Here is a 21,149-nt window from a genome sequence, read left to right as displayed (position 1 = left end):
TCGTCTCCCGGCACCGGGTCCTTCACCTGGCGTCCACGATCCGGTCCGTTCCGACCCGCTCCGTCTCACAAACCCGGGGCACCAAGGTGGGTGACGCGATCGAGCGCTGCGAAGTCGTCGTCGTCCAACTGGATGCCGTCGACGGCCAGGTTCTCTTCGAGGTGGGCGACCGAGCTCGTGCCGGGGATCAGCAGCATGCGGTGGTAGTGAGCAAGCAGCCAGGCAAGCGCGATCTGCGATGCCGAGACGTTGTGCTTGGCGGCCACTGACGCGATCGCTGGATCGGCGGCGAGCGCCTCCGGGCCACCGGTGAATGCGGAGCCGAGGGGATAGTAGGGAACGTATGCGATGTCGTTCTCGCGGCAGAGATCGACGACCGGCTCATCCGTGCGGTTCGCGATGCTGAACGCGTTCTGCACCTCGGCGATCGGGGTGATCTCGAGGGCGGCCTTGGCAATGTCGGCCGAGACGGTCGAGAGGCCGATGAGATCGAGCTTGCCCTCGTCGCGCAGATCGGTCAGGACACCGAGCTGCTCAGCGAGCGGAACGGTGTCCGGTTCAGCGCCCCCGACCCCGAAACGCATGTTCACGAGGTCGATCCGCTCCAGCCGCAGGGACTGTAGGTCCTGCTCGACGGTCGCCCGCAACTGTTCCGGACGAGAGGCCCGGATCCATCCGCCCTGCTCGTCGCGGGAGCCGCCGACCTTCGTGGCGATGACGAGGCCGTCCGGATAGGGGTACAGCACCTCGGCGATGAGTTCGTTGACGACATCGGGACCGTAGGCCTGCGAGGTGTCGATGTGGTTGACGCCGAGCTCGACGGCGCGGCGCAGCACGGCACGAGCCGCGTCCGGGTCCTTGGGCGGGCCGAACACCCACGGGCCGGCGAGCTGCATGGCGCCGAAGCCGATGCGCCGCACGCTCCTGTCACCGAGCAAGGAGGTCTGACTGATCTTGGTCATGCGTCAACGATGGTGCCCGTGCGCCGCCCCGACCAGTGGTGGCAGCATCCTCGGACGCACAGACCCACCCACGCCGGCGCACCCGGCCACTACCGTCGGAGCATGGCCAAGAACGGTGAGCTGCGAGAGTTCCTGCGCACCCGGCGGGCGCGCGTAAAGCCTGAGGACGTGGGCATCGTGACCGGCGGCCAACGCCGCGTCCCGGGCTTGCGACGCGAGGAAGTCGCGATGCTGGCCGGCGTGAGTCTCGACTATTACGCCCGTCTTGAGCAGGGCCGCCGCCAACTACAGCCGTCCGATCAGGTGCTCGACGCGATCGCCCGCGCGCTGCGGCTGGTCGAGGTCGAGAGGCTGTACCTCCACAACCTCGTCCGGTCGACCGTCGCCGCGCCCAAGCCCGACGACCTGCGGGTCACGGCCCCCGACGCCGGCATGCGCCTGATGCTCGACAGCCTCAGGACCCCCGCGATCATCATCGACGTGCGCGGAGACGTGCACGCGATGAACCGCATGGGACGGGCGCTGCTGGTGGGACTCGAACCGATGCCGTCCACGGCGGCCAGCCACCCGCGCTGGCTGTTCCTGCAGCCGTCGACGCGCGATCTCTTCACCGACTGGGAGATGATCGCGCGCGTCAGCGTCGGGGTCCTGCGGGAGGCCGCGGGCCGCTACCCACGCGACAAGGAGCTGCACGCGCTGATCGGCGAACTGTCCGTCGCCAGTCCCGAGTTCCGCAGCTGGTGGGCCGAGCACGATGTCGACACGCGATGCCGCGGCCCCAAGCGATTCCACCACCCCGTCGTGGGTGAGATCGTCATGCACGTCGAGGCGATGCAACTCCAGGACGGGGAGCTCTGGCTCTACGCCTACGCGGTGGAACCCGGATCGCACTCCGCGGAAGCGATCCGATTGCTCGGCACGTGGGCCGCGACGCAGGACGCCGAGGAAACGACCGACCAGGCCAGAGTCCCGCGCTCCACCCTCCACACGCCCGGCGAGTAGCGGACCGGCATCACCGGTTCGCCGGTGCGTGCTACTCCCCTTGCCTCGAACATCCCGGCCACAACGGACCCGCGGACGACCGGCGGCCCCTCTCGGCCCTTCCGGCGGAGCGCACCGCACGTCCCCCGCGTTCCCCCGTTCCGGCGAAGCACCGGGCCGGTCGGCGCACCCGGGCGGCCCAGGGCTGGGACCCTTCCCCCATGCCGCAGTTGGAACACTTCACCACTCCCGTCGACGCGGTGATCTCCCGGATGCGCGCACTCGCCGCGGCCCTGCCCGAGTGCGACGGGGTCGCCGTGTTCAACCGCGTCTACCTCACCGTCACCGAGGAGGTCGACCGGCGCCTGGACGCCGGGGAGTTCCCCGACCCACGGGCGGCGACCGCGCTGGACACGCGGTTCGCGGAGCGCTATCTGGCGGCGGTCGACGCGGTCGCGGCGGAAGGGCGCCCGCCCGCCTGCTGGCGCCCGCTGTTCCAGCTCCGCCACCATCCCGGGGTACGGCCGCTGCAGTTCGCGCTGGCGGGCATCAACGCGCACGTCGGGCACGACCTGGCGCTCGCCGTGGTGGACGCCTGCCGTACGCTCGGCTGCGAACCGCCCGATCTGGAGGACGAGTTCGACCGCGTGGGCGAGCTCCTCGTATTGCTGGAGGAGCGCATCCGTGAGGATCTGATGCCGGGTCCCGATCTGCTCCAGCTCGCCGATCCGCTCACCCATCTGCTGGGTTCCTGGAGCCTGGAGCGGGCCCGGGACGCGGCCTGGGTGGCGGCGCGGGCGCTGTGGGCGCTGCGCCACTGCGGCGACGTCGCCGAGGAGTTCGCCGAACGGCTGGACGCGGCCGTGGGTTTCGCGGGCCGGATGCTTCTCACACCGCTCCCCGAACTGATCTGATCCCCGGAGCCGATCCGGTTCCCGACCGAGCTGGCCGAATCCCGACCCTCGCGCGAGCCGCCTCGGAACAGCCGTGTCCGTTCCGTACGTTGACGTTCGGCACCCCCTCGTCAAGGACGTCAAGGAGCGGACATGGCAACGCGGCTCGGTCTCGGTCTTCCCCAGATGCGGCAGTACTCGATCGGCAAGGACGTCCCCGAGGTGGCACGCGCCGCCGAGGACATCGGCTACGACAGCCTGTGGGTCTTCGAGCGGGCCCTGTTCCCCGAACCGGCCACCCAGGGTCTGTACGGCGTCGACGGCCTGCCCTGGCCCGACCAGTACCGGAACGTGGCCGACCCGCTGGTCACCCTCACCCTGGCCGCGTCGGCCACCGAGCGGGCGGAGCTGGGCTCCAGCGTCCTGGTGGCGCCGCTGCACGTGCCGTTCCAGCTGGCCAAGTCCCTCGCCTCGCTGGACGCGGCGAGCGGCGGGCGGGTGCTCGCGGGCCTCGGCAGCGGCTGGTCGCTGGACGAGTACGCGGCCTCCTCCGTGCGGCCCTTCGAGGAGCGCGGCCGGGTGCTGGACGAGATCATCGAGGTGTGCCGGGCGGTCTGGGGCCCGGATCCGGTCGTCTACGACGGCACCCTCACGAAGATCGCCTCCGCCGTGGTCGGACCCAAGCCCGCGCGGCCGATCCCGGTCCTGCTGGCCGCGGGCAACGAGCGGGCGTTCCGGCGGCTGGTCGACCACGGCGACGGCTGGCTGCCGGCGGCCTTCAGCGCCGAGCAGGTCGGCGCCCAGTGGCGGCGGTTGCGGGAGCTGGCCGAGGAGCGGGGCCGTACGCGGCCGATCCGGACGGTGCTGCGGGTGAACACCGCCCGCGAGGCGAAGCCGTACGAGGGCGCCGACCGCAGGGCCTTCCAGGGCAGTGTCGACCAGATCGTGGCGGACCTCGTGGAGTTCACGGAGCTCGGTATGGACGAGTTCCTGATCGACCTCCAGGGCTCCGCGCGGGACGCGGAGGAGCTGAAGGACGTCGCCGCCGAGGTCTTTGAGAAGGCGCGGGCGGCCGGAGTCTGAGGCCGGCCGCCCGCACCTTGGTCCTTGCTCGCTCCTGGTCAGTCCTCGGGCAGCTCCACCGGGGCGATCTCGTCGTAGACGTCACCCGGGCCGGGGTTCGCCGCGTCGGTCGTGCCGCCGAAGTGGTGCATGACGCCCCAGACCGCGTTCAGCGCGGTCTGGACGGCGCCCTCGGCCCAGCCGGCCGTCCAGGAGATGTCGTCGCCGGCGAGGAAGATGCCCCGCTTGTCCGCGGGCAGCCGGTCCTGCACGAAGTGCGTGAACAGGCGCCGCTGGTAGCGGTAGTGGCCGGGCAGGTTGGCCTTGAACGCGCCCATGAAGTAGGGCTCGTTCTCCCAGGAGACGGTCACCGGGTTGCCGATGATGTGCTTCCGGATGTCGACCTTCGGGTAGATCTCGCCGAGCGACTTCAGCATGACCTCCATCCGCTCGTTGGCGGACAGCGGCAGCCACTTCAGGCTGTCGTCGCACCAGGTGTACGACAGGCAGATCACGGCGGGCCTGTCCGGACCGTCGTCCAGCAGGTACGTCCCGCGGGTCATGCGGTCGGTCAGCGTCATCGACATGACGTCCCGGCCCGTCTCCTCGTCCTTGTCCAGCCAGAACGGCCGGTCCACCGGGACGAACAGCTTCGAGGACTCCATGTAGTGGGTGCGCTCGATCGCGGTCCAGTGGTCGATCGGGAAGAGCGAGTCGTCGCAGGCGATCTTGGACAGCAGCATCCAGGACTGGGCGGTGAAGACAGCCGCCTTGTAGGTGCGGATGTCGCCGTTCGCGTCCGTCACGGTGATCTGGTTGCCGGCGGTGCGGTGCAGCCGGGTCACGGCCGGGCGCGGCTCGCCGTCCACGTGCAGGGACTTCAGCGAGGTGCCGTACGGCCAGTGCACGATCTTCTCCGGCTCGCGCTCCCACATCCGCAGCGGCAGCTGCTGGGAGCCGCCGACGATGCCGCGGTGGTGGTCGTCGGCCTCGGTGTAGACGACCCGCAGGATCTCCAGGATGGAGTTCGGGAAGTCGGTGTCCCAGCCGCCGGTGCCGAAGCCGACCTGGCCGAAGATCTCGCGGTGCCGGAAGGACTTGAACGCCTCGGACTCGCAGAGGAAGCCGTAGAAGGTCTGGTTGTCGAGCTTCTCGACCAGCTTCGCCCAGATCTCGCGGATGCGCGGCACGTCACGCTCGCGCATGGCGCGGTTCATGTCGGAGAAGTCGGCGCCCTCGTCGAGGCACTTGTTCCAGGCGTCGGCGACGTCACGGTACACCTGGGGCAGGTCGTCGACGGTCTCGGCGTAGTGCGACTCGCCCTTGAGGTCCACGACGGTCGAGGGGGTCGCCTCGGCGAGCGGGTTCGGGAAGGGGCGCGTCTCCAGGCCGACCAGGTCGATGTAGTGCTGGAGGGCGGTGGAGGACGGCGGGAAGCGCATCGCGCCCAGCTCGCAGTTGAGCGACTCGTCGCAGCCCTCGAATCCGACCGTGCGCAGCCGGCCGCCGATCTGGTCGGCCTCGTAGACGACGGGCTTGAGGCCCATCTTCATCAGCTCGTAGGCGGCCACGATGCCGGACAGCCCGCCGCCGATGATCGCGACCTCGGTGCCGTGCTCGGTCGCCGGTATCTGGCCGAGGCCCGCCGGGTGGGCGAGGAAGTCGTCGTAGGCGTAGGGGAAGTCCGGGCCGAACATGGTGATCGGCGGCTGCTGCTCGCCGGTGTGCTCGACGGCGTTGGGCACCGTGGACGTCATGGGGTACGGACTCCTTGCGCGTGGTGAAACTGGGGGGAGGCTTTTCGGGCGGCTACGGCGGCTCAGCCGAGGGACCCGTACAGACCGGGGCGGCGGTCCTTCAGGTACGGGTTGGCCTCGCGGGACGCGGCCAGGAAGGCGGGGTCGGCGTCGGCGACGACCAGCTGCTCGGCGCGGCCGGCGCGGGTGCGGGCGATGCCGTCGGGACCGGCGAGGACGGACAGCCCGACGAACTCGAAGTCCCCTTCCTGGCCGACCCGGTTGACGTACGCGACGTACATCTGGTTCTCGAAGGCGCGCACCGGGATCATCGACTCGGCGACGAACTGGAAGGGGTGCATCTGCGCGGTCGGTACGACGAGGAGGTCGGTGCCGGCCAAAGCGTGGGCGCGGACGTTCTCCGGGAACTCGACGTCGTAGCAGATCATCAGGCCGACGGTCAGGCCGTTCAGCTCGGCCTGGACGACGGGCTGCTCGCCGGGCGTGAAGTGGTCGCGTTCGAAGCAGCCGAAGAGGTGGGTCTTGCGGTAGTTCGCGAGCCGGGTGCCGTCGGCGGAGATCAGCTGGGCGGAGTTGTAGACGGTCTCGCCGTCGCGCTCCGGGTAGCCGTAGGCGATCGCGATGCCGTGCCGGCCGGCGGTCTCGGCGATCTCGTCGGCACAGGCGCCGTCGGCGGGCTCGGCGAGGCGGGCGATGTCGTCGCCGATCGCGTACCCGGTCAGGAACATCTCCGGTGCGGCGAGCAGCGCGGCGCCCGCGGCGGCGGCCCGGCCCGCGGCGGCGTCGAGGACCTTGAGGTTCTCGGCGGGCGAGCCGGGGCGGCCGGAGCTCTGGAGCAGGGCGGTGCGCATGCGTGATCCTCACCGGAAAGGGACTTTGGGGGGCCACGAAGAAGGTACGGTCGGCGCGCTCGGCCGGACAAGAAGGAGGCGTTGCGCGCCGGTGCGCGGATCGTTGCGTGGAGTGGGGGTGGGGCGGCGATTCGTTGCGCGCCCTCGGGACGATCACCGGCTCCGCCCGCCCCGGCACCCCCTGACCCCGGGGACGTGCATGGTTCCCCTCCGGCCTCCCGTACACGGCCATGACAACGCTCAGAGCTCCCGGAGCCGCTCCACGATCTCCCGCAGCAGCCCCGGGTCGGCGCCCGGACCGCTCGCGGGGAGGCGGCGGGGCGCGTCGACGCGGATCAGGCCCGCCTCGGCCAGGTCGCCGAGCAGGACGCGCAGCACGGTCAGGGGCAGGTCGGCGTCCGCGGCCAGCTCCACGACGGGGCGTCGGCCGCGCCGGACCAGTTCGAGCAGCGCGGCACGGGCGTGGTCGATGTCCGGGCCCGGCGCATCGGCCTCCACCGCGCTGACCTGGGACATCAGATCGATCGGGGCCGCGCCCGAGGGTCGGGTGCGACCCCGGGTGACCGTGTAGGGGCGCACCATCGACCCGGTCTCGTCCTCGTACCAGTGCTCGTCGCTCACGGTGGGATCAGGGGGCCGTGCGGGCGGCCGCGTCCAGGTGGCGGCCGAGGCGGCGGACGAGCAGGGCCATCTCGTGGGCGAGCTGGCCGACGTCGGTGCCGGCCTCGCTCAGGACGGCGAGCCGGCTGCCGTGGCCGGCCGGGGTGATGAAGAGGTAGGCGTCGTCGAGCATCACCATGGTCTGCCGTACCTCGCCCGCGCCGAACCGCTCCCCCGCCGATCGGGCGAGGCCGTGGAACCCGGAGCAGACGGCGGCCAGATGCTCGATGTCCCGCCGGCGCATACCGTCGGAGCTGCTGAGCGGCAGGCCGTCGGCGGTGAGCAGCACGGCCTGGCGGACCTGGCCGGTACGCGTCACGAGGTCGTCCAGCAGCCAGCCGATATCCGTGCCGGGCGCTCCGCCGGGCGCGGCGGACTGCTCGGGGTTCTGATCGTCACCGTGCATTGTCGGTGTCCGTCCCTTCGTGGGCGTGATGGGTCACGGTGTCGGTGTCAGTGGTCATGGGCAGACCCTTGCGTCCGCGGTCGAGGCCGCGCTGGAAGGCGCCGAAGATCGCCCGCATCTCCTCGGCGTCCGCCTCACGCCCGGGCGGCGCCGGACGCGCCGACGGCTCGTCCCGCAGCTCCGGGGCGAGGGAGGCCTGCCGGGTCCGGGTGGGGAGGGCGGGGGCGCGCTCCGGTACGGGGGCGGGGCCCTGTTCTGCCGGTGCTTCCGGTGCGGCGACGGTTTCGGTGGCGAACGGCTCTTCCAAGGGCACGGGGCGACCAGCCGACAGCTCGTGTACGGCCGCCTCCTTGCCCGGGGGTATCGGCACCGCGATGTTCTTCGTCGTCCCCGCCTGCGCCTCCGCCAGCACCGCCGAGGGCAACCGCACCACGGCCGTCGTCCCGCCGTACGGCGAGTCCCGCAGGCTGACCTCGATGCCGTGGCGGGCGGCGAGGCGGCCGACGACGTAGAGGCCGAGCCGGTCGTGCCGGGTGGGGTCGAAGGCGTCAGGGGCGGTGAGGGTGGCGTCGGCCTCGGCGCGCGCGTCGGTGTCCAGGCCGAGGCCGCGGTCGTCGATCTCCAGGACGAACCCGCTGCCGACGCGCCCGGTGCGCAGGGTGACCTGGGTGTGCGGCGGCGAGAACACCGTGGCGTTCTCGAGGAGTTCGGCGACGAGATGGACGACGTCGGCGACCGCGTCCGCCGCGACACCGATCTCCGGCATCGGCGGCACCACCACGCGCGCGTAGTCCTCGATCTCGCCGACCGCCGAGGCGACGACGTCCGCGAGGGGCACGGGCCGGCGCCAGCGGCGGCCGGGCGCGGCGCCGGCGAGGATGATCAGGCTCTCCGCGTGCCGTCGCATGCGCGTGGTGAGATGGTCGATGCGGAACAGCTCGCGCAGTACGTCGGGGTCGTCGGTGCGCCGCTCCAGCGTGTCCACCAGCTTCAACTGGCGGTGTACGAGTGCCTGGTTGCGGCGGGCGATGGTGAGCAGGACCGCGAACTGCCCGCGCCGCAGCCCGGCCTGCTGGACGGCGGCCTCGACGGCGGCGAGCCGAGCGGTGTTGAAGGACCGGCCGACCTGCCCGATCTCGTCGTCGCGGACCTCGTCGGCGGCCAGCGGCGGCGCCTCCGCCACCGCGTCCACCTCCTCACCGCTGCTCAACCGTCGCATGACATCAGGCAGTCGGCGTTGCGTCAGGACATCGGCCGCATCCCTCAGCGTCTCCAGGCGCCGCGAGATGCGCCGGGCGCCGCGCACCGCGAACCACAACGACACCGCCGCGGCGGCCAGTCCCACCGCGCCGACGACGGCCGCCTTGGCCAGCTCCCGGTAAGCGAAGGCGCGCCCGCGTGCGGCGGAGTTCTCGGCGGAGCGCGTGCACAGTCGCATGTACCGCTGCACGGCCCGGTCGGTGGTCGACCGCCAGGTGTCCGCCGCGACGGCCCTCCCGGCGCCGGCGGCCCCGGCCCGCAGCAGCGCGTCCTCGCCCCGCGTCAGCGAGCGGTACAGCTCCCCGCGCTGGAAGTCCTCGAACAGGCCCCGCGAGTCGGCGGGCAGGTCCGGTACGTACGTCCGCTCGAAGACCCGCCGGTCCTCGATGGTCGCGGTCAGCGTGTCGTACTGCCGGCCGGTCAGCGTGCCGGCCGCCCGCGCCCCGGCGACCAGCGCGTCCTCCCGGGAGACGAACTCCCGTACCCGCACCAGCTCGATGACGACCTGGGCCTCGCGGGCGAGCTGTCCGGCCTGCAGCGCGGTCAGCGTGGACTGCACGTCGAAGCCGGGCTCCACGAGCGCGCCGTACGCGGTGACCGCCTGGTCCCAGGTGATCTCCCGGTTCAGTACGCGCTCGCGCAGCCCCTCCAGCCGGTCGGTGGCCGCGACCATGGCGTCCAGGGCCTGCCGCTGCCGTACCGTGAGCCGGCCCCGGTCACCGCCCCGCACGGCCCGTTTCATGGCCTCGACGGCCTCGTCGGTACGGCGCTGCTGTCCGAGCAGTTGCCCGGCGGCGGCCGTGTCGAGGCGGGCGCCCAGGTAGGCGGCGGACATCCGGCGCTCGATCTGGAGCTGCCCGATCGCGGTGTCCACGGGGGTGCCGAAGTCCTCGTACACCCCCTGGACCCGGACGAGCGCGCGCAGTTCGCCGGTGACGGACCACATGGCGAAGCTCCACAGCGCCATCAGCGCGACGGCCGGGACGAGCGCGAGCGCCACGATCCGCGCACGGACGGTGGTGGGGCGGCGGAGGGGCCAGCGCATGGATTACCTGCCGATGTTACCAGTCAGTAGAGAGCGCGGCACAACCTACGGGATCGCCCCCCGCACCGCAATGGTGACCTGCGGTAACCCTGGGTCACTCAAGCGGCAGAGTGAAGGTCGTGACGACCGCCGCGTGGTCCGAGGGCCAGTCGTTGTCCGCCACGTCCGGCCACGGGCGCGGGCTGCCGACGACCAGGGTGCGCGCGTCCCGCACGGTCAGGCCCCGGTGCAGGACGTAGTCGATCCGGTCCTGCGGCTCGGGCCGCCCGCTGCCGTCCTCGTGCACGGGATGGATCGGCGACCAGGTCGCCCCGGGTGCGGCGGCGGGGTCCGGGTGGGCCTCGCGGTAGGAGTCGGCGAAGCCCGCCTCCTCGGCCGCCTTCGTCACCGGCCATGCCACGTCCGGCCAGTCCAGGTGCGAGGGGCAGTTGAAGTCGCCGACCAGGACGGCCGGGACGCCCTCGCGCGCGGACGCGGCGACACGGTCCAGCGCGTCCCGCATCTGTCCGAGCCTGACGTCCTCGTGGGCGATCAGCTCGGCCGCGCCGAGCCCGTCGAAGACCGACTCGTAGGGCCCGTACGGCGTGTAGTGCAGATGCGCGGTCCACACGTCGACCTCGCGGCCGGGCGCCACGGCGATGCGGACGCCCGCCGCGCCGTAGAAGCCGACCTCCGGGTCGCCGAAGCGGGCGGTGATCGGGTGGCGGCTGATGACGCCGAGGTTCTCGCCGGCCCGGTGGTGGTACCAGCCGAGGGCCTCGGCCAGCTCCTGGGCGGCCGTGCCACCGGTCTCCTGGAGCCCGACGACATCGGCGCCGCTCTCCAGGATCGCCTTGAGCTGCTTGGCCCGGTGGTCGTGGACCCGGCTGCCGCCGAGCCACAGATTCCAGCTCATGACCCGCAGTCCGGGCGGGACCATGTACCGCAGTTCCTCGATCGTCACCCCCTCCAGACTCTCCCGTACGGTCCGGCCGGGTGCCGCGTCGATCGGGGCGAGGGACGGTACGGCGAGGACGGCGCAGCCGGCGGCCTCGGCGGAGGCGACCCCGGTCTCGGTGTCCTCGACGGCCACGCAGCCGGCGGGGTCGACGCCGAGGGCGCGGCAGGCGGCCAGGTAGGGGTCGGGGGCGGGCTTGGTGCGGGCGGTGTCGTCGGCGGTGACGGAGGCCGCGAACCGTCCGGCGCCCAGCGCGTCGAGGACGACCTCGGCGACCGCGCGCGGGGACGCGGTGACCAGGGCGGTCGGGACGCCGGCGGCGGCCAGCGCGTCCAGCAGCTCCAGGGCGCCCGGGCGGGGCACCGTGCCGGTGCGGACGCGGTCGGCGAACTCGCGGTGCAGGTCGGCGGCGAGATCCTCGGCGGACCGGCCGGTGGCCGTACCGAGCCAGGCGGCGGTGTGCTCGACCGCGCGGCCGAGCACGTCGGGCTGGTCGGCCTCGGTCAGCGGGCGTCCGGCGACCTGCTCGACCGCCTCCCACCACAGCCGCTCGGTGTCGACGAGCGTGCCGTCCATGTCGAACAGAACCGCCTGAAGGGCGGTGTGGGGGGTCATATTCAGGTGGTTCCTTACTTCTGGATACGTTCGGCCACCAGCACCGGCCGCTCCGGCAGCGACACGCTCACCGGAGCCCCGGCGCCGAGCCCGGTGGCCTCGTGCGCGGGCAGGTCGGCCTTGGCCTCGGTGCCGTCGGCGAGCCGTACGGTGACCCGGACGACCGCGCCGAGGAAGGCGGTGGCGACGACGCGGGCGGTGCCCTGCCCGTCGGCCGCCACCCGGACGGCCTCGGGCCGCACCAGCACGTCCACCGGGCCGTCGGCCACGGTGCCGTCGGCGGGCAGCCGCTGCCCGAGCACCTGGACCGTGCCGTCCGACAGCTCGCCCGGGATCCGGCTCATCGTGCCGACGAACTCGGCGACGAAGGCGGTGGCGGGACGGCCGTACAACTCGGCGGGTCCGGCGCACTGTTCGAGGCGTCCGGCGCGCATGACGGCGACCCGGTCGGCGACCGACAGGGCCTCCTCCTGATCGTGCGTCACGAACAGCGTGGTGATACCGAGTTCCTGCTGGAGCCGGCGGATCTCCTCGCGCAGGGTGAGCCGGACCTTGGCGTCGAGCGCGGACAGCGGCTCGTCCAGCAGCAGCACGCGCGGGCGCAGCGCGAGGGCACGGGCGAGCGCGATGCGCTGCTGCTGGCCGCCGGAGAGCTGGTGCGGATAGCGCTCGCCCTTGTCGCCGAGGCCGACCAGCTCCAGCAACTCGGCGGAGCGGGCCCGGCGTTCGGCCGTACGGACGCCACGCATGCGCAGGCCGAAGGCGACGTTGTCGACGGCGTTCAGATGCGGGAAGAGACTGTACGACTGGAAGACCATGCCGGCGTCACGGCGGTGGGCCGGGACGTGCGTGACGTCCTCGCCGTCCACCAACACGGTGCCGGAGTCGGGGTGTTCGAACCCGGCGAGCATGCGCAGCGCGGTGGTCTTGCCGCAGCCGGAGGGGCCGAGCAGGGCCAGGAACTCTCCCGGACGGACGGTGAGGTCGAGTCCGTCGAGGGCGACGGTGGACCCGAACTCCCGACGCAACCCCCGGAATTCGACGGTGGCGGCCTTTTCGAGGGTCTCGGTCAGGGTGGCGGTCATGGTGTGTGTCATCCCCGGGAGGAAGCGGTTCGGTTGCGGCCGCCGGCACCGGCGAGCGCGAGGAGCAGGGCCCAGGTGACGAGCAGGCTGAGCACGGACACGGCGACGGACATCTGGGCCTGCGAGCCGCCGACGTTGTAGATCCACACGGCGAAGGGCTGGTAGCCGAGCAGCTGGGCGACGGTGAACTCGCCGAGCACCAGCGCCAGCGTGAGGAAGGCCGCGTTGAGCAGGGCCCCGCGCAGGTTCGGCAGCACGGCCCGGACCAGGGCCTGTGGCCAGGAGGCACCGCAGCTGCGGGCGGCCTCGACCAGCGTGCGTACGTCGATGGCGCGCAGGCCGGCGTCCAGCGCCCGGTACACGAACGGCAGCGCCATCACGACGTAGGCGAGGACGAGCACGACCGGGAAGCTCGGGTTCTGGATGGCGACGAACGTCTCGAACAGCGGCGTCCGGGACAGATGCTCCGGGCCCCACTTCAGCACGGTGACGATCCCGGCGACGAACGCGATCGGCGGCACCACCAGCGGCAGCGAGCAGACCACCTCCACCACGGGCCGCAGCCGGGGCGCGCCGAGCCGCAGCGCGACCATGGCGGGCACCATCAGCAGCAGGACGACGGCGATGGTGGCCACGGCCAGCTCCAGCGAGAGCAGCAGGCTGGAGAGGAAGCCGTCGGTGGACAGGATCCTGGTGTAGGCGTCGAAGGTGACGCCCTGGCCGGGCACGTCGACGGTGAAGACCACGGACGCGCCGAGCGGCACCAGGAAGTACAGGGCGGCGAGGCCGAGGACGGCCCAGCGCCACGGGGTCAGGCGTCGAGCCATCGGGCACTCCGGCGTTGCAGGGGCAGGTACACGGCCATCACCAGGCCGGCCACCAGGACCATGTCGAGGCTGAGGGCGAGCGCGATGTTCTCCTGGCCGACGAGCACGTTGCCGGACAGCGCGTCGGCGATCTGCAGGGTGACCAGCGGGACCGCGCTGCCGACCATGGCGGCGGCGGTGGCGTAGGCGGCGAAGGCGCTGCCGAAGAGCAGCACGAGTCCGCCGAGCAGCGAGGGCGCGAGCACGGGCAGGGCCACATGGCGCCAGTACTGCACCCCGGTGGCGCCGTTGTTCAGCGCGGCCTCCCGCCACTGGGTGCGCAGGCCGTCCAGCGCGGGCGTGATGGTGAGGACCATGAGCGGGATGAGGAAGTACAGGTAGACGAGGACCAGGCCCCAGAAGCTGTAGAGGTCCCAGCCGCTGTCCTTCAGGCCGAGGTGCACGGTCAGGACGCCCGCGTTGCCGAGGGTGGCGACGAAGGCGAAGGCCAGCGGCACCCCGCCGAAGTTGGCGAGCACGCCGGAGGCGGTGAGCACGGCCTCGCGCAGCCAGCGGGAGCGGGAGCTGACCACGGCCTGGGCGAGTGGCAGCCCGAGCAGCGCGCCGAGCGCGGCGGCGATCGCGGACAGCTTGACGCTGCCGAGCAGGGCGGTGAGGTACGGCCCCTGGAGCGAGTCGGTGAGGTTCCGCGTGCCGTAGTGGCCCTCGACCGAGAAGGCGCCGTCGAGGATGGCGAAGGCGGGCAGGCCGAAGGCGATGGCGGCGAACACCAGCAGCGGTACGACGGCCAGCCAGCCGGGGGCGCGGCGCCGCCGCTTCGCCGAAGCGACGGGCGCCACGTCCGCACGCGTGAGGGCGGCGGTCATCCGGAGACGGCCTTCGCCCAGCCCTGCGCGATGACCGTCTTGGCCTTGCTCTGCTGGGCCTCGGTCGGGAAGGAGGGCGTGCCGGTGACCTGCGGCAACTTGGCGGCGGCCGTCTTGTCGAGGGTGCCGGCCTTCTCCAGGGCGGCCATCAGGGCCGGGCGGGCGTAGCCCTTGAGCCACAGGTTCTGGCCCTCGGCACTGTAGAGGTACTCCTGCCACAGGCGGGCGGCGGCCGGGTGCGGGGCGTCCGTGTTGATGGCCTGGGAGTAGTACTGGGCGTACTGGCCGTCGGCGGGGATGTTCACCTTCCAGTCCAGGCCCTTGGACTTGAACTCGTCGGCGTACCCGGCGTTGAGGTAGTCCCAGTCGATGGAGATCGGCGTCTCGCCCTTCTCGACGGTGGCCGGGGTGGACTCGACGGGCGTGTAGTTGCCGCTCTTCTTCAGCTTGGCGAAGAAGTCCAGGCCGGGCTGGATGTCGTCGAAGGAGCCGCCGTTCGCGAGGGCCGCCGCGTAGACGCCGCCGAAGGCGGAGCCGGACTTGGTGGGGTTGCCGTTGAGGGCGACCTGGCCCTTGTACTCGGGCTTGAGCAGGTCCTTGAAGCTGGTCGGGCACTCCTTGACGCGCTTGTCGTCGCAGCCGATGGAGATGTAGCCGCCGTAGTCGTTGTACCAGCGGGCCTGCGGGTCCTTCTGGGCCGCGGAGATGTCGGCGAAGGAGGCCACCTTGTACGGCGCGAGCAGCCCCTGCTGGGCGGCGCTCAGCGCGAACGACGAGCCCAGGTCGAGCACGTCGGGGGCGCGGTCCTGGCCCTTGCGGGAGGTGACGGCGTTGATCTCGTCCTGGCTGGTGCCGTCGGGGCTCTCGTCCTCGATCTTGATGCCGTACTTCTTCTGGAAGCCGTCGATGATCGCACCGTAGTTCGCCCAGTCGCGGGGCACCGCGATGATGTGCAGCGTGCCCTCCTTCTTGGCCGCCGCGACCAGGGCGTCCATGCCGCCGAAGTCGGCGGCGGAGGTGGCGGTGGCGGCGCTCTTGCCGTCCTTGGTGGTGGTCGACGCCTTGTCGGGGGCGGCGCCGCAGGCGCTCAGGGCGAGCGCGGCGACGACGGCGAGGGAGCCGCCGAGCACGGCGTTTCTCGGCAGGGACACGGTCACGGTCTCTCCAGGGGGACACATGGGGAGCGGAGGGGAACTTGTCTGAACAAGTTGGCCTCAGTACGCCCGGCGTGGGTGTCCGGTCCGTAAACACTGGCGAAACGCCGAGCCCCGATTCCCTGCACAGTTCCGGCTGACACGGATCACCGAGGAATGTCGATTAGGCTGGTCACGCTGTGCACAGCGACCTACGCAGAGGGGAAGCATGACCGCGCGCCACGAGGAGATCGCCGACGAGCTGCGGCGGGCCATCGACCGCGAGGAGTACACCGTCGGCAGCCGGCTGCCCTCGGAGTCGGAGCTGGCCGCGCACTACGGCGTCTCACGCGGCACGGTCCGCCAGGCCGTCGCGGCCCTGACCTCCGAGGGCCTGATCGGCTCCCGCCAGGGCGCCCGGCGCGTGGTGCTCGCCAGCCGTCGCAGCCAGAGCTTCGAGGAACTGCGCAGCTTCGCCCAGTGGGCCCGCGCGATGGGCCGCGAGGCCACGGGCCACGTGGTGACGCAGGAGTACCGCCCGGCGACCCACGAGGACGCCGTACGCCTCCAACTCCCCATCGGAACACAGGTGTTGCACGTACTTCGACTGCGCGGCCTGGACGGCGAGCCGGTGCTGCTGGAGCGGACCGTGTACGCCGACTGGATCTCCCCGGCGGTCGAGTCGATCGAGCCGGAGTGCGCCTCGGTCACCCAACGCCTGTACGACGACACGGGGTTGGTCTTCGCCTACGGCGAGCACATCATCGACGCGGTGGCGGCGGGCGCCCAGGACGCGGAGTTGCTGGGCGTGCGCCGTACGAGTCCGCTGCTGCGGGTACGGCGTGTGACGACGACGCGTGAGGGGCGGCCGGTGGAGTGGTCGGACGACCGGTACCGCTCGGACGCGGTGAGCTTCAGCGTGCACAACTCGATAGGGAACAACGCGCTGGCGCGGAAGACCGCGGAGTAAGGAGCGCCCCGAGCCGGAATCCCGCCCTTACCCCGGCGCCCCCGAAGAAAAACGGCGCAGCAACGGCGACAGCACCAGCACCGACTTGGTCCGCTCGACGAACGGCTCCCCGGCGATCCGCTCGAGGACCCGCTCGAAGTGCCGCATGTCAGAGGCGAAGACCTGGGCGATCGCGTCCGCGTCCCCGGTGACGGTGGACGCGGCCACGACCTCCTGGTACCGCTCCAGCCCCCGCTGAATGGTCTCCGGCGAGGTGTTGCGCCGGCAGTAGATCTCGATGTAGCCCTCGGTCTCCCAGCCGAGCGCCGCCGGGTCCACCCGGACGGTGAATCCGGTGATGGCGCCGGTGGCGCGCAGCCGGTCCACGCGCCGCTTCACCGCGGGCGCGGACAGGCCGACCATCTGCCCGATGTCCGCGTAGGAGCGGCGGGCGTCCTCGGCGAGGGCGTGCACGATGCGTTCGTCGAGATCGTTCAGCACAGGGGGTGGTTCACTTCTTCGGTCCGGTCACTTACTTCTCCGCCGTCACCACGAGGTTCTCACCGGTCGCGAGACGGGAACGGCGATAGCCGTATACGAAGTAGAACACGAGCCCGACAGCCATCCAGACACCGAACACGATCCAGGTGACCATGGACAGGCTGCCCATCATCCAGATGCAGAAGAGCAGACCCAGCGCGGGCAGCACCGGCGACAGCGGCACGCGGAAGGTGCGGTGCATCGACGGGCGGGTCCGGCGCAGCACCACGACCGCGACATTGACCAGGGCGAAGGCGAACAGCGTGCCGATGCTGGTGGCGTCGGCCAGCTGACCCAGCGGGATCGCGGCGGCGAGGACACCGCAGAACACGGACACGATGATCGTGTTGGCACGCGGGGCGCCGGTCTTCGGGTGCACCTTGGCGAACACCTTGGGCACCAGACCGTCACGGGACATCGCGAACAGGATGCGGGTCTGGCCGTAGAGCACGGTCAGCACGACACTCGCGATGGCGATCACGGCGCAGAAGGCCAGCAGCGTGCCCCAGAAGCTCTGCCCGGTGACATCCGTCATGATCTGCGCGAGCGCGGCCTCGGAGTCCTTGAACTTCTTCCAGGGCCAGGCGCCCACGGCGACGGCCGCGACGAGGACGTACAGCGCGGTCACGATGACCAGGGACAGCATGATCGCGCGCGGCAGATCACGCTGGGCGTTCTTCGCCTCCTCACCGGCGGTGGAGGCGGCGTCGAAGCCGATGTAGGAGAAGAACAGCGTGGCGCCGGCCGCGCTGACACCGCTCATGCCGAGCGGCATGAAGTTCGCGTAGTTGCCCGACTTGAAGCCCATGAAGCCGATGGCGCAGAACAGGATCAGCGCGGCGATCTTCACGCTCACCATGATGGTGTTGGCCCGCGCGGACTCCTTGGCGCCGCCGAGCAGGAACACCATCCCGAGGAGGACGACGATCAGGGCGGGCAGGTTGAAGACGCCGCCCTGGCCGGGCGGGGCCGACAGGGCGTCCGGGATGGTGACGCCTATGGTGCCGTCCAGCAGCTCGTTCAGGTACTGGCCCCAGCCGACGGCCACGGCGGCCACCGAGACGCCGTACTCCAGCAGCAGACACCAGCCGCAGACCCAGGCGATCAGCTCGCCCATCGTTGCGTATGCGTACGAGTACGAGGAGCCGGAGACCGGGATGGTGCCGGCCAGCTCGGCGTAGGACAGGGCCGAGAACAGCGCGGTGAGACCGGCGATCACGAAGGCGAGGGTGACGGCCGGACCCGCCTTGGGGACGGCCTCGCCGAGAACGACGAAGATGCCGGTGCCGAGGGTGGCACCGATGCTGATCATGGTCAGCTGCCACAGGCCGAGAGAGCGCCGCAGCGAACCTCCCTCGCCCTGGCCGCCCTCCGCGACCAGGCGTTCCACGGGCTTGCGCCGCATGAGGCGCGCGGCGACACCCGGGGACGCGGGGGTGGTCGCTGTGCGGTCGTGCGGGGGTGCACCTTGGTCGAGCACGCGCTGGCTCCTTATCGCTGCCGTCGAGTACGGGTGCGGACCGGCACCCTTGCCGGTTCCTCGCGGAGGGGACCGGTGGAGCCTGCGAGGGCAGGAACCCACCGAGCGGGGTCCCCGCCACGCCGCGTACAGACGAGCACCCTATGAGGCAGGCCTTCACGGGCGTAATGCAGCAACCTTGCGCATCCTCGACGGATCATTGCGTTCATCAGGCCGGAACGCCACATCGTTGCGCGTGGACTGTCAAGCGTTGCGCAGCGCAGTCTCCCGCTACGCGGACGGCCCCCGTCCCTCCCTGGCGCGGGAAGGACGGGGGCCGCAGGACGGGCGCGGTGGAACGTTTCGCCGGTCAGTTCCAGCTGGCGTGCAGCGGCTTGCCCTCGGCGTAACCGGCGGCGCTCTGGATGCCGACGATGGCCTTCTCGGCGAACTCCTCCAGGGAGCCGGCGCCGGCGTAGGTGCAAGAGGAGCGGACGCCCGCGATGATCGAGTCGATCAGGTCCTCGACGCCCGGGCGGGCCGGGTCGAGGAACATCCGCGAGGTGGAGATGCCTTCCTCGAACAGCGCCTTGCGGGCGCGGTCGTAGGCCGACTCCTCGGACGTACGGTTGCGCACCGCGCGCGCGGAGGCCATGCCGAACGACTCCTTGTAGGCGCGGCCGCTCGCGTCGTGCTGGAGGTCGCCCGGGGACTCGTAGGTGCCGGCGAACCAGGAGCCGACCATCACGTTGGACGCGCCGGCCGCGAGGGCCATGGCCACGTCGCGCGGGTGCCGGACACCGCCGTCGGCCCACACGTGCTTGCCGTACTTCTTCGCCTCGGCGGCGCACTCCAGGACCGCGGAGAACTGCGGCCGGCCCACGCCGGTCATCATCCGGGTGGTGCACATGGCGCCGGGGCCGACACCGACCTTGATGATGTCCGCACCGGCGTCGATGAGGTCCTTGACGCCCTCGGCGGAGACGATGTTGCCCGCGACGATCGGCACCTGCGGGTCGAGCGCCCGCACCACCTTGATCGCGCTGATCATCGACTCCTGGTGGCCGTGCGCGGTGTCGATGACGAGCGTGTCCACGCCCGCGTCGAGCAGCTGCTTGGCCTTGCCCGCGACGTCGCCGTTGATGCCGACGGCGGCGGCGATGCGCAGCTTGCCGTTCGCGTCCACGGCCGGGGTGTAGAGCGTGGCACGCAGGGCGCCCTTGCGGGTGAGGATGCCGGCCAGCCTGCCGTCCTTGTCGACGGCGGGGGCGTAGCGCCGGTTGTGCTGGTCCAGGGTGTTGAACGCCTCGCGCGGGTCGATGTCCGCGTCGAGGAGCAGCAGGTCCTTGGACATGACCACTTCGAGCTGGGTGAAGCGGTCGACGCCGGACAGGTCGGCGTCGGTGACGACACCGATCGGCCGCTGGTCCTCGTCGACGACCACACCGGCGTTGTGGGCGCGCTTGGGCAGCAGGGCCAGCGCGTCGGCGACGGTCTGGTGCGGGGCCAGCACGATCGGCGTGTCGAGCACCAGGTGGCGGCTCTTGACCCAGGAGACGACGTCGGTGATGACGTCGATCGGGATGTCCTGCGGGATGACCACCAGGCCACCGCGGCGGGCCATGGTCTCGGCCATGCGGCGGCCGGCGATGGCGGTCATGTTGGCGACGACGAGCGGGATGGTGGTGCCCGTGCCGTCCGGCGAGCTGAGGTCCACGCCCTGACGCGAGCCGACCGCGGAGCGGCTCGGCACCATGAACACGTCGTCGTACGTCAGGTCGTACGCGGGCTGGATGTCATTGAGGAAACGCACGTGCTGCACATCCCAGTCGATCAGAGGTGACCCCCTGACAGGTGTGCCAGGGGGAAAGAGCACGTACTTCATTGTCCCATGTCGGGGCCTCTGCCATGCCCTCACAGAACATCCAGGCCCGCCGCCGATCAGCTAGGAGGATCCTCCAAGGGCGAGGGCGATGGTGAGCGACGGCATCACGCGCATGGCGTGCGAGAACACCTCCTGGGCGGTCTCCCACTCCTGCGGCCGCGCCTTCGCATAGGCCTGCCAGTCCGTCACGACGACCAGGAGCCCCTTGCCTCCGGCCTCCTCCGGCCAGACGGACAGGTCGGACAGGGAGTCCGCCAGCGCGTCCCAGTTACGGCCGAACCAGTCGGGCAGCGCCAGGGCCCGGGCGCTGCGATCCATCAGACCGGCCTTGTCGGTGACCCCGGCGAGGTCCAGGGTGACGACGAGCCGCCCTGCCAGGTCTTCGCTCATCTCAGCACCGCCCGGAACGAGTTGTAGTGATCATCGGTGTAGTAGATCTCCCCGCCGTTGCCGGTGATGATGCGCCGGGCGCCGCGATCGCGCGAGCCGGGCGTCTTCACCGTGTACTCGTGGTAGTAACCGCGCTGGTGCGTGGGCAGACGCCCCTCGAAGTTCCCGAAGACGATGCCGTCCCGGGCGTAGGGGTAGGGGCCACCCTTGTCGATGAGCGCGAGGGTCTGCCGGGCCTCGGCGGGCAGGGCGGACACCTGGACGGTGGCCATGCCCTTGGCCCACGCCGGGGTGGCCGCGCCCGTGACGGCGGGATCGGCCTGCGCATGCGAACCGGTACCGGCGCTCGTGCCCGTGTGCGACGAGCATCCCGTCAGCAGAACGGCCAGGACGACCAACAGCCCCGCGAACAGCCGGGGCACCGACCATCGGGTCAGTGGGGGGACGAACCTCAGCAACATGCCGCCGATGCTGCCACGCCCACCCCACCGCAACGACCCTGCGACCCGCGACCCACGGCCGGAGCCTGCTGGAACGGGCCGGGGCACCGAGACCAGTGGGGGGCACCGGGTCCGAGAGGGGGCAC

General features: G+C 71.5%; 20 protein-coding genes. 4 read left to right on the top strand and 16 right to left on the bottom strand.

Annotated features, from left to right (window positions below):
- Positions 1 to 65 precede the first annotated feature (65 nt).
- Positions 66 to 962: an aldo/keto reductase gene (locus ACH47Z_RS11475; protein WP_399072972.1), complete on the bottom strand. Its 897-nt coding sequence runs from the start codon at positions 960 to 962 to the stop codon at positions 66 to 68.
- A 102-nt stretch (positions 963 to 1,064) separates the two neighbouring features.
- Between ACH47Z_RS11475 and ACH47Z_RS11470 the strand changes: the two genes are divergently transcribed.
- From ACH47Z_RS11470 to ACH47Z_RS11460, 3 genes are all read left to right on the top strand, one after another.
- The gene (locus ACH47Z_RS11470) at positions 1,065 to 1,964 is read left to right on the top strand and encodes a helix-turn-helix domain-containing protein (protein WP_399072970.1); all 900 of its coding nucleotides are present in this window, start codon (positions 1,065 to 1,067) and stop codon (positions 1,962 to 1,964) included.
- A gap of 200 nt (positions 1,965 to 2,164) precedes the next feature.
- Positions 2,165 to 2,857 (top strand): DUF5995 family protein, encoded by a 693-nt coding sequence (locus tag ACH47Z_RS11465; RefSeq protein WP_399072968.1) that lies wholly within the window; start codon positions 2,165 to 2,167, stop codon positions 2,855 to 2,857.
- 132 nt (positions 2,858 to 2,989) lie between these two features.
- Positions 2,990 to 3,919, top strand: coding sequence for an LLM class F420-dependent oxidoreductase (locus tag ACH47Z_RS11460; RefSeq protein WP_399072967.1), 930 nt, complete (start codon positions 2,990 to 2,992; stop codon positions 3,917 to 3,919).
- Between the two features lie 38 nt (positions 3,920 to 3,957).
- Here the strand turns inward: ACH47Z_RS11460 and ACH47Z_RS11455 are convergent, their stop codons facing one another.
- The 10 genes from ACH47Z_RS11455 to ACH47Z_RS11410 all read right to left on the bottom strand — a co-directional run bounded on the left by ACH47Z_RS11455 (position 3,958) and on the right by ACH47Z_RS11410 (position 15,364).
- A complete protein-coding gene (locus ACH47Z_RS11455) occupies positions 3,958 to 5,655 on the bottom strand; it encodes a flavin monoamine oxidase family protein (RefSeq protein WP_399072966.1) in 1,698 nt (565 codons plus the stop codon).
- A gap of 62 nt (positions 5,656 to 5,717) precedes the next feature.
- A complete protein-coding gene (locus tag ACH47Z_RS11450; RefSeq protein WP_399072965.1) occupies positions 5,718 to 6,506 on the bottom strand; it encodes a carbon-nitrogen hydrolase family protein in 789 nt (262 codons plus the stop codon).
- Positions 6,507 to 6,746: 240 nt separating this feature from the next.
- Entirely contained in the window at positions 6,747 to 7,127 is a 381-nt protein-coding gene (locus ACH47Z_RS11445) for a DUF742 domain-containing protein (RefSeq protein ID WP_399072964.1), read from the bottom strand.
- Between the two features lie 7 nt (positions 7,128 to 7,134).
- Complete coding sequence (locus tag ACH47Z_RS11440; protein ID WP_399072963.1) at positions 7,135 to 7,572, bottom strand: roadblock/LC7 domain-containing protein; 438 nt, start codon at positions 7,570 to 7,572, stop codon at positions 7,135 to 7,137.
- The gene (locus tag ACH47Z_RS11435) at positions 7,562 to 9,877 is read right to left on the bottom strand and encodes a nitrate- and nitrite sensing domain-containing protein (protein WP_399072962.1); all 2,316 of its coding nucleotides are present in this window, start codon (positions 9,875 to 9,877) and stop codon (positions 7,562 to 7,564) included. Before ACH47Z_RS11435 ends, ACH47Z_RS11440 begins: the two co-directional genes overlap by 11 nt.
- A 94-nt stretch (positions 9,878 to 9,971) precedes the next feature.
- Positions 9,972 to 11,429: an HAD-IA family hydrolase gene (locus tag ACH47Z_RS11430; RefSeq protein ID WP_399072961.1), complete on the bottom strand. Its 1,458-nt coding sequence runs from the start codon at positions 11,427 to 11,429 to the stop codon at positions 9,972 to 9,974.
- Between the two features lie 14 nt (positions 11,430 to 11,443).
- A complete protein-coding gene (locus ACH47Z_RS11425; RefSeq protein ID WP_399072960.1) occupies positions 11,444 to 12,514 on the bottom strand; it encodes an ABC transporter ATP-binding protein in 1,071 nt (356 codons plus the stop codon).
- Positions 12,515 to 12,522: 8 nt separating this feature from the next.
- Positions 12,523 to 13,341, bottom strand: coding sequence for an ABC transporter permease (locus tag ACH47Z_RS11420; protein ID WP_399072959.1), 819 nt, complete (start codon positions 13,339 to 13,341; stop codon positions 12,523 to 12,525).
- A complete protein-coding gene (locus tag ACH47Z_RS11415) occupies positions 13,326 to 14,207 on the bottom strand; it encodes an ABC transporter permease (RefSeq protein WP_399072958.1) in 882 nt (293 codons plus the stop codon). Before ACH47Z_RS11415 ends, ACH47Z_RS11420 begins: the two co-directional genes overlap by 16 nt.
- Complete coding sequence (locus ACH47Z_RS11410; RefSeq protein ID WP_399072957.1) at positions 14,204 to 15,364, bottom strand: ABC transporter substrate-binding protein; 1,161 nt, start codon at positions 15,362 to 15,364, stop codon at positions 14,204 to 14,206. Before ACH47Z_RS11410 ends, ACH47Z_RS11415 begins: the two co-directional genes overlap by 4 nt.
- A 205-nt stretch (positions 15,365 to 15,569) precedes the next feature.
- Between ACH47Z_RS11410 and ACH47Z_RS11405 the strand changes: the two genes are divergently transcribed.
- Entirely contained in the window at positions 15,570 to 16,310 is a 741-nt protein-coding gene (locus ACH47Z_RS11405; protein WP_399072956.1) for a GntR family transcriptional regulator, read from the top strand.
- A gap of 27 nt (positions 16,311 to 16,337) precedes the next feature.
- Here ACH47Z_RS11405 and ACH47Z_RS11400 read toward each other — a convergent pair whose 3' ends face one another.
- The 5 genes from ACH47Z_RS11400 to ACH47Z_RS11380 form a co-directional block, all read right to left on the bottom strand.
- Positions 16,338 to 16,790, bottom strand: a complete 453-nt coding sequence (locus tag ACH47Z_RS11400; RefSeq protein ID WP_030343799.1) for an Lrp/AsnC family transcriptional regulator — start codon at positions 16,788 to 16,790, stop codon at positions 16,338 to 16,340.
- Positions 16,791 to 16,821: 31 nt separating this feature from the next.
- Positions 16,822 to 18,309 (bottom strand): amino acid permease, encoded by a 1,488-nt coding sequence (locus ACH47Z_RS11395; protein WP_399072955.1) that lies wholly within the window; start codon positions 18,307 to 18,309, stop codon positions 16,822 to 16,824.
- A 349-nt stretch (positions 18,310 to 18,658) separates the two neighbouring features.
- Positions 18,659 to 20,101, bottom strand: coding sequence for a GuaB1 family IMP dehydrogenase-related protein (locus ACH47Z_RS11390; RefSeq protein WP_399072954.1), 1,443 nt, complete (start codon positions 20,099 to 20,101; stop codon positions 18,659 to 18,661).
- Between the two features lie 132 nt (positions 20,102 to 20,233).
- Entirely contained in the window at positions 20,234 to 20,563 is a 330-nt protein-coding gene (locus ACH47Z_RS11385) for a barstar family protein (protein ID WP_399072953.1), read from the bottom strand.
- The gene (locus ACH47Z_RS11380) at positions 20,560 to 21,024 is read right to left on the bottom strand and encodes a ribonuclease domain-containing protein (protein ID WP_399072952.1); all 465 of its coding nucleotides are present in this window, start codon (positions 21,022 to 21,024) and stop codon (positions 20,560 to 20,562) included. Before ACH47Z_RS11380 ends, ACH47Z_RS11385 begins: the two co-directional genes overlap by 4 nt.
- Between the last annotated feature and the right edge of the window lie 125 nt (positions 21,025 to 21,149).

This window comes from Streptomyces sp. NPDC020192, from assembly GCF_044388685.1.
Classification (GTDB): domain Bacteria; phylum Actinomycetota; class Actinomycetes; order Streptomycetales; family Streptomycetaceae; genus Streptomyces.
This window is presented reverse-complemented; position numbering and strand designations above follow the sequence as displayed.

Coding starts and splice junctions, on each gene's coding strand:
- ACH47Z_RS11475 (WP_399072972.1), bottom strand. CDS start 962: ATGACCAAGATCAGTCAGACCTCCTTGCTCGGTGACAGGAGCGTGCGG.
- ACH47Z_RS11470 (WP_399072970.1), top strand. CDS start 1,065: ATGGCCAAGAACGGTGAGCTGCGAGAGTTCCTGCGCACCCGGCGGGCG.
- ACH47Z_RS11465 (WP_399072968.1), top strand. CDS start 2,165: ATGCCGCAGTTGGAACACTTCACCACTCCCGTCGACGCGGTGATCTCC.
- ACH47Z_RS11460 (WP_399072967.1), top strand. CDS start 2,990: ATGGCAACGCGGCTCGGTCTCGGTCTTCCCCAGATGCGGCAGTACTCG.
- ACH47Z_RS11455 (WP_399072966.1), bottom strand. CDS start 5,655: ATGACGTCCACGGTGCCCAACGCCGTCGAGCACACCGGCGAGCAGCAG.
- ACH47Z_RS11450 (WP_399072965.1), bottom strand. CDS start 6,506: ATGCGCACCGCCCTGCTCCAGAGCTCCGGCCGCCCCGGCTCGCCCGCC.
- ACH47Z_RS11440 (WP_399072963.1), bottom strand. CDS start 7,572: ATGCACGGTGACGATCAGAACCCCGAGCAGTCCGCCGCGCCCGGCGGA.
- ACH47Z_RS11435 (WP_399072962.1), bottom strand. CDS start 9,877: ATGCGCTGGCCCCTCCGCCGCCCCACCACCGTCCGTGCGCGGATCGTG.
- ACH47Z_RS11430 (WP_399072961.1), bottom strand. CDS start 11,429: ATGACCCCCCACACCGCCCTTCAGGCGGTTCTGTTCGACATGGACGGC.
- ACH47Z_RS11425 (WP_399072960.1), bottom strand. CDS start 12,514: ATGACCGCCACCCTGACCGAGACCCTCGAAAAGGCCGCCACCGTCGAA.
- ACH47Z_RS11420 (WP_399072959.1), bottom strand. CDS start 13,341: ATGGCTCGACGCCTGACCCCGTGGCGCTGGGCCGTCCTCGGCCTCGCC.
- ACH47Z_RS11415 (WP_399072958.1), bottom strand. CDS start 14,207: ATGACCGCCGCCCTCACGCGTGCGGACGTGGCGCCCGTCGCTTCGGCG.
- ACH47Z_RS11405 (WP_399072956.1), top strand. CDS start 15,570: ATGACCGCGCGCCACGAGGAGATCGCCGACGAGCTGCGGCGGGCCATC.
- ACH47Z_RS11385 (WP_399072953.1), bottom strand. CDS start 20,563: ATGAGCGAAGACCTGGCAGGGCGGCTCGTCGTCACCCTGGACCTCGCC.
- ACH47Z_RS11380 (WP_399072952.1), bottom strand. CDS start 21,024: ATGTTGCTGAGGTTCGTCCCCCCACTGACCCGATGGTCGGTGCCCCGG.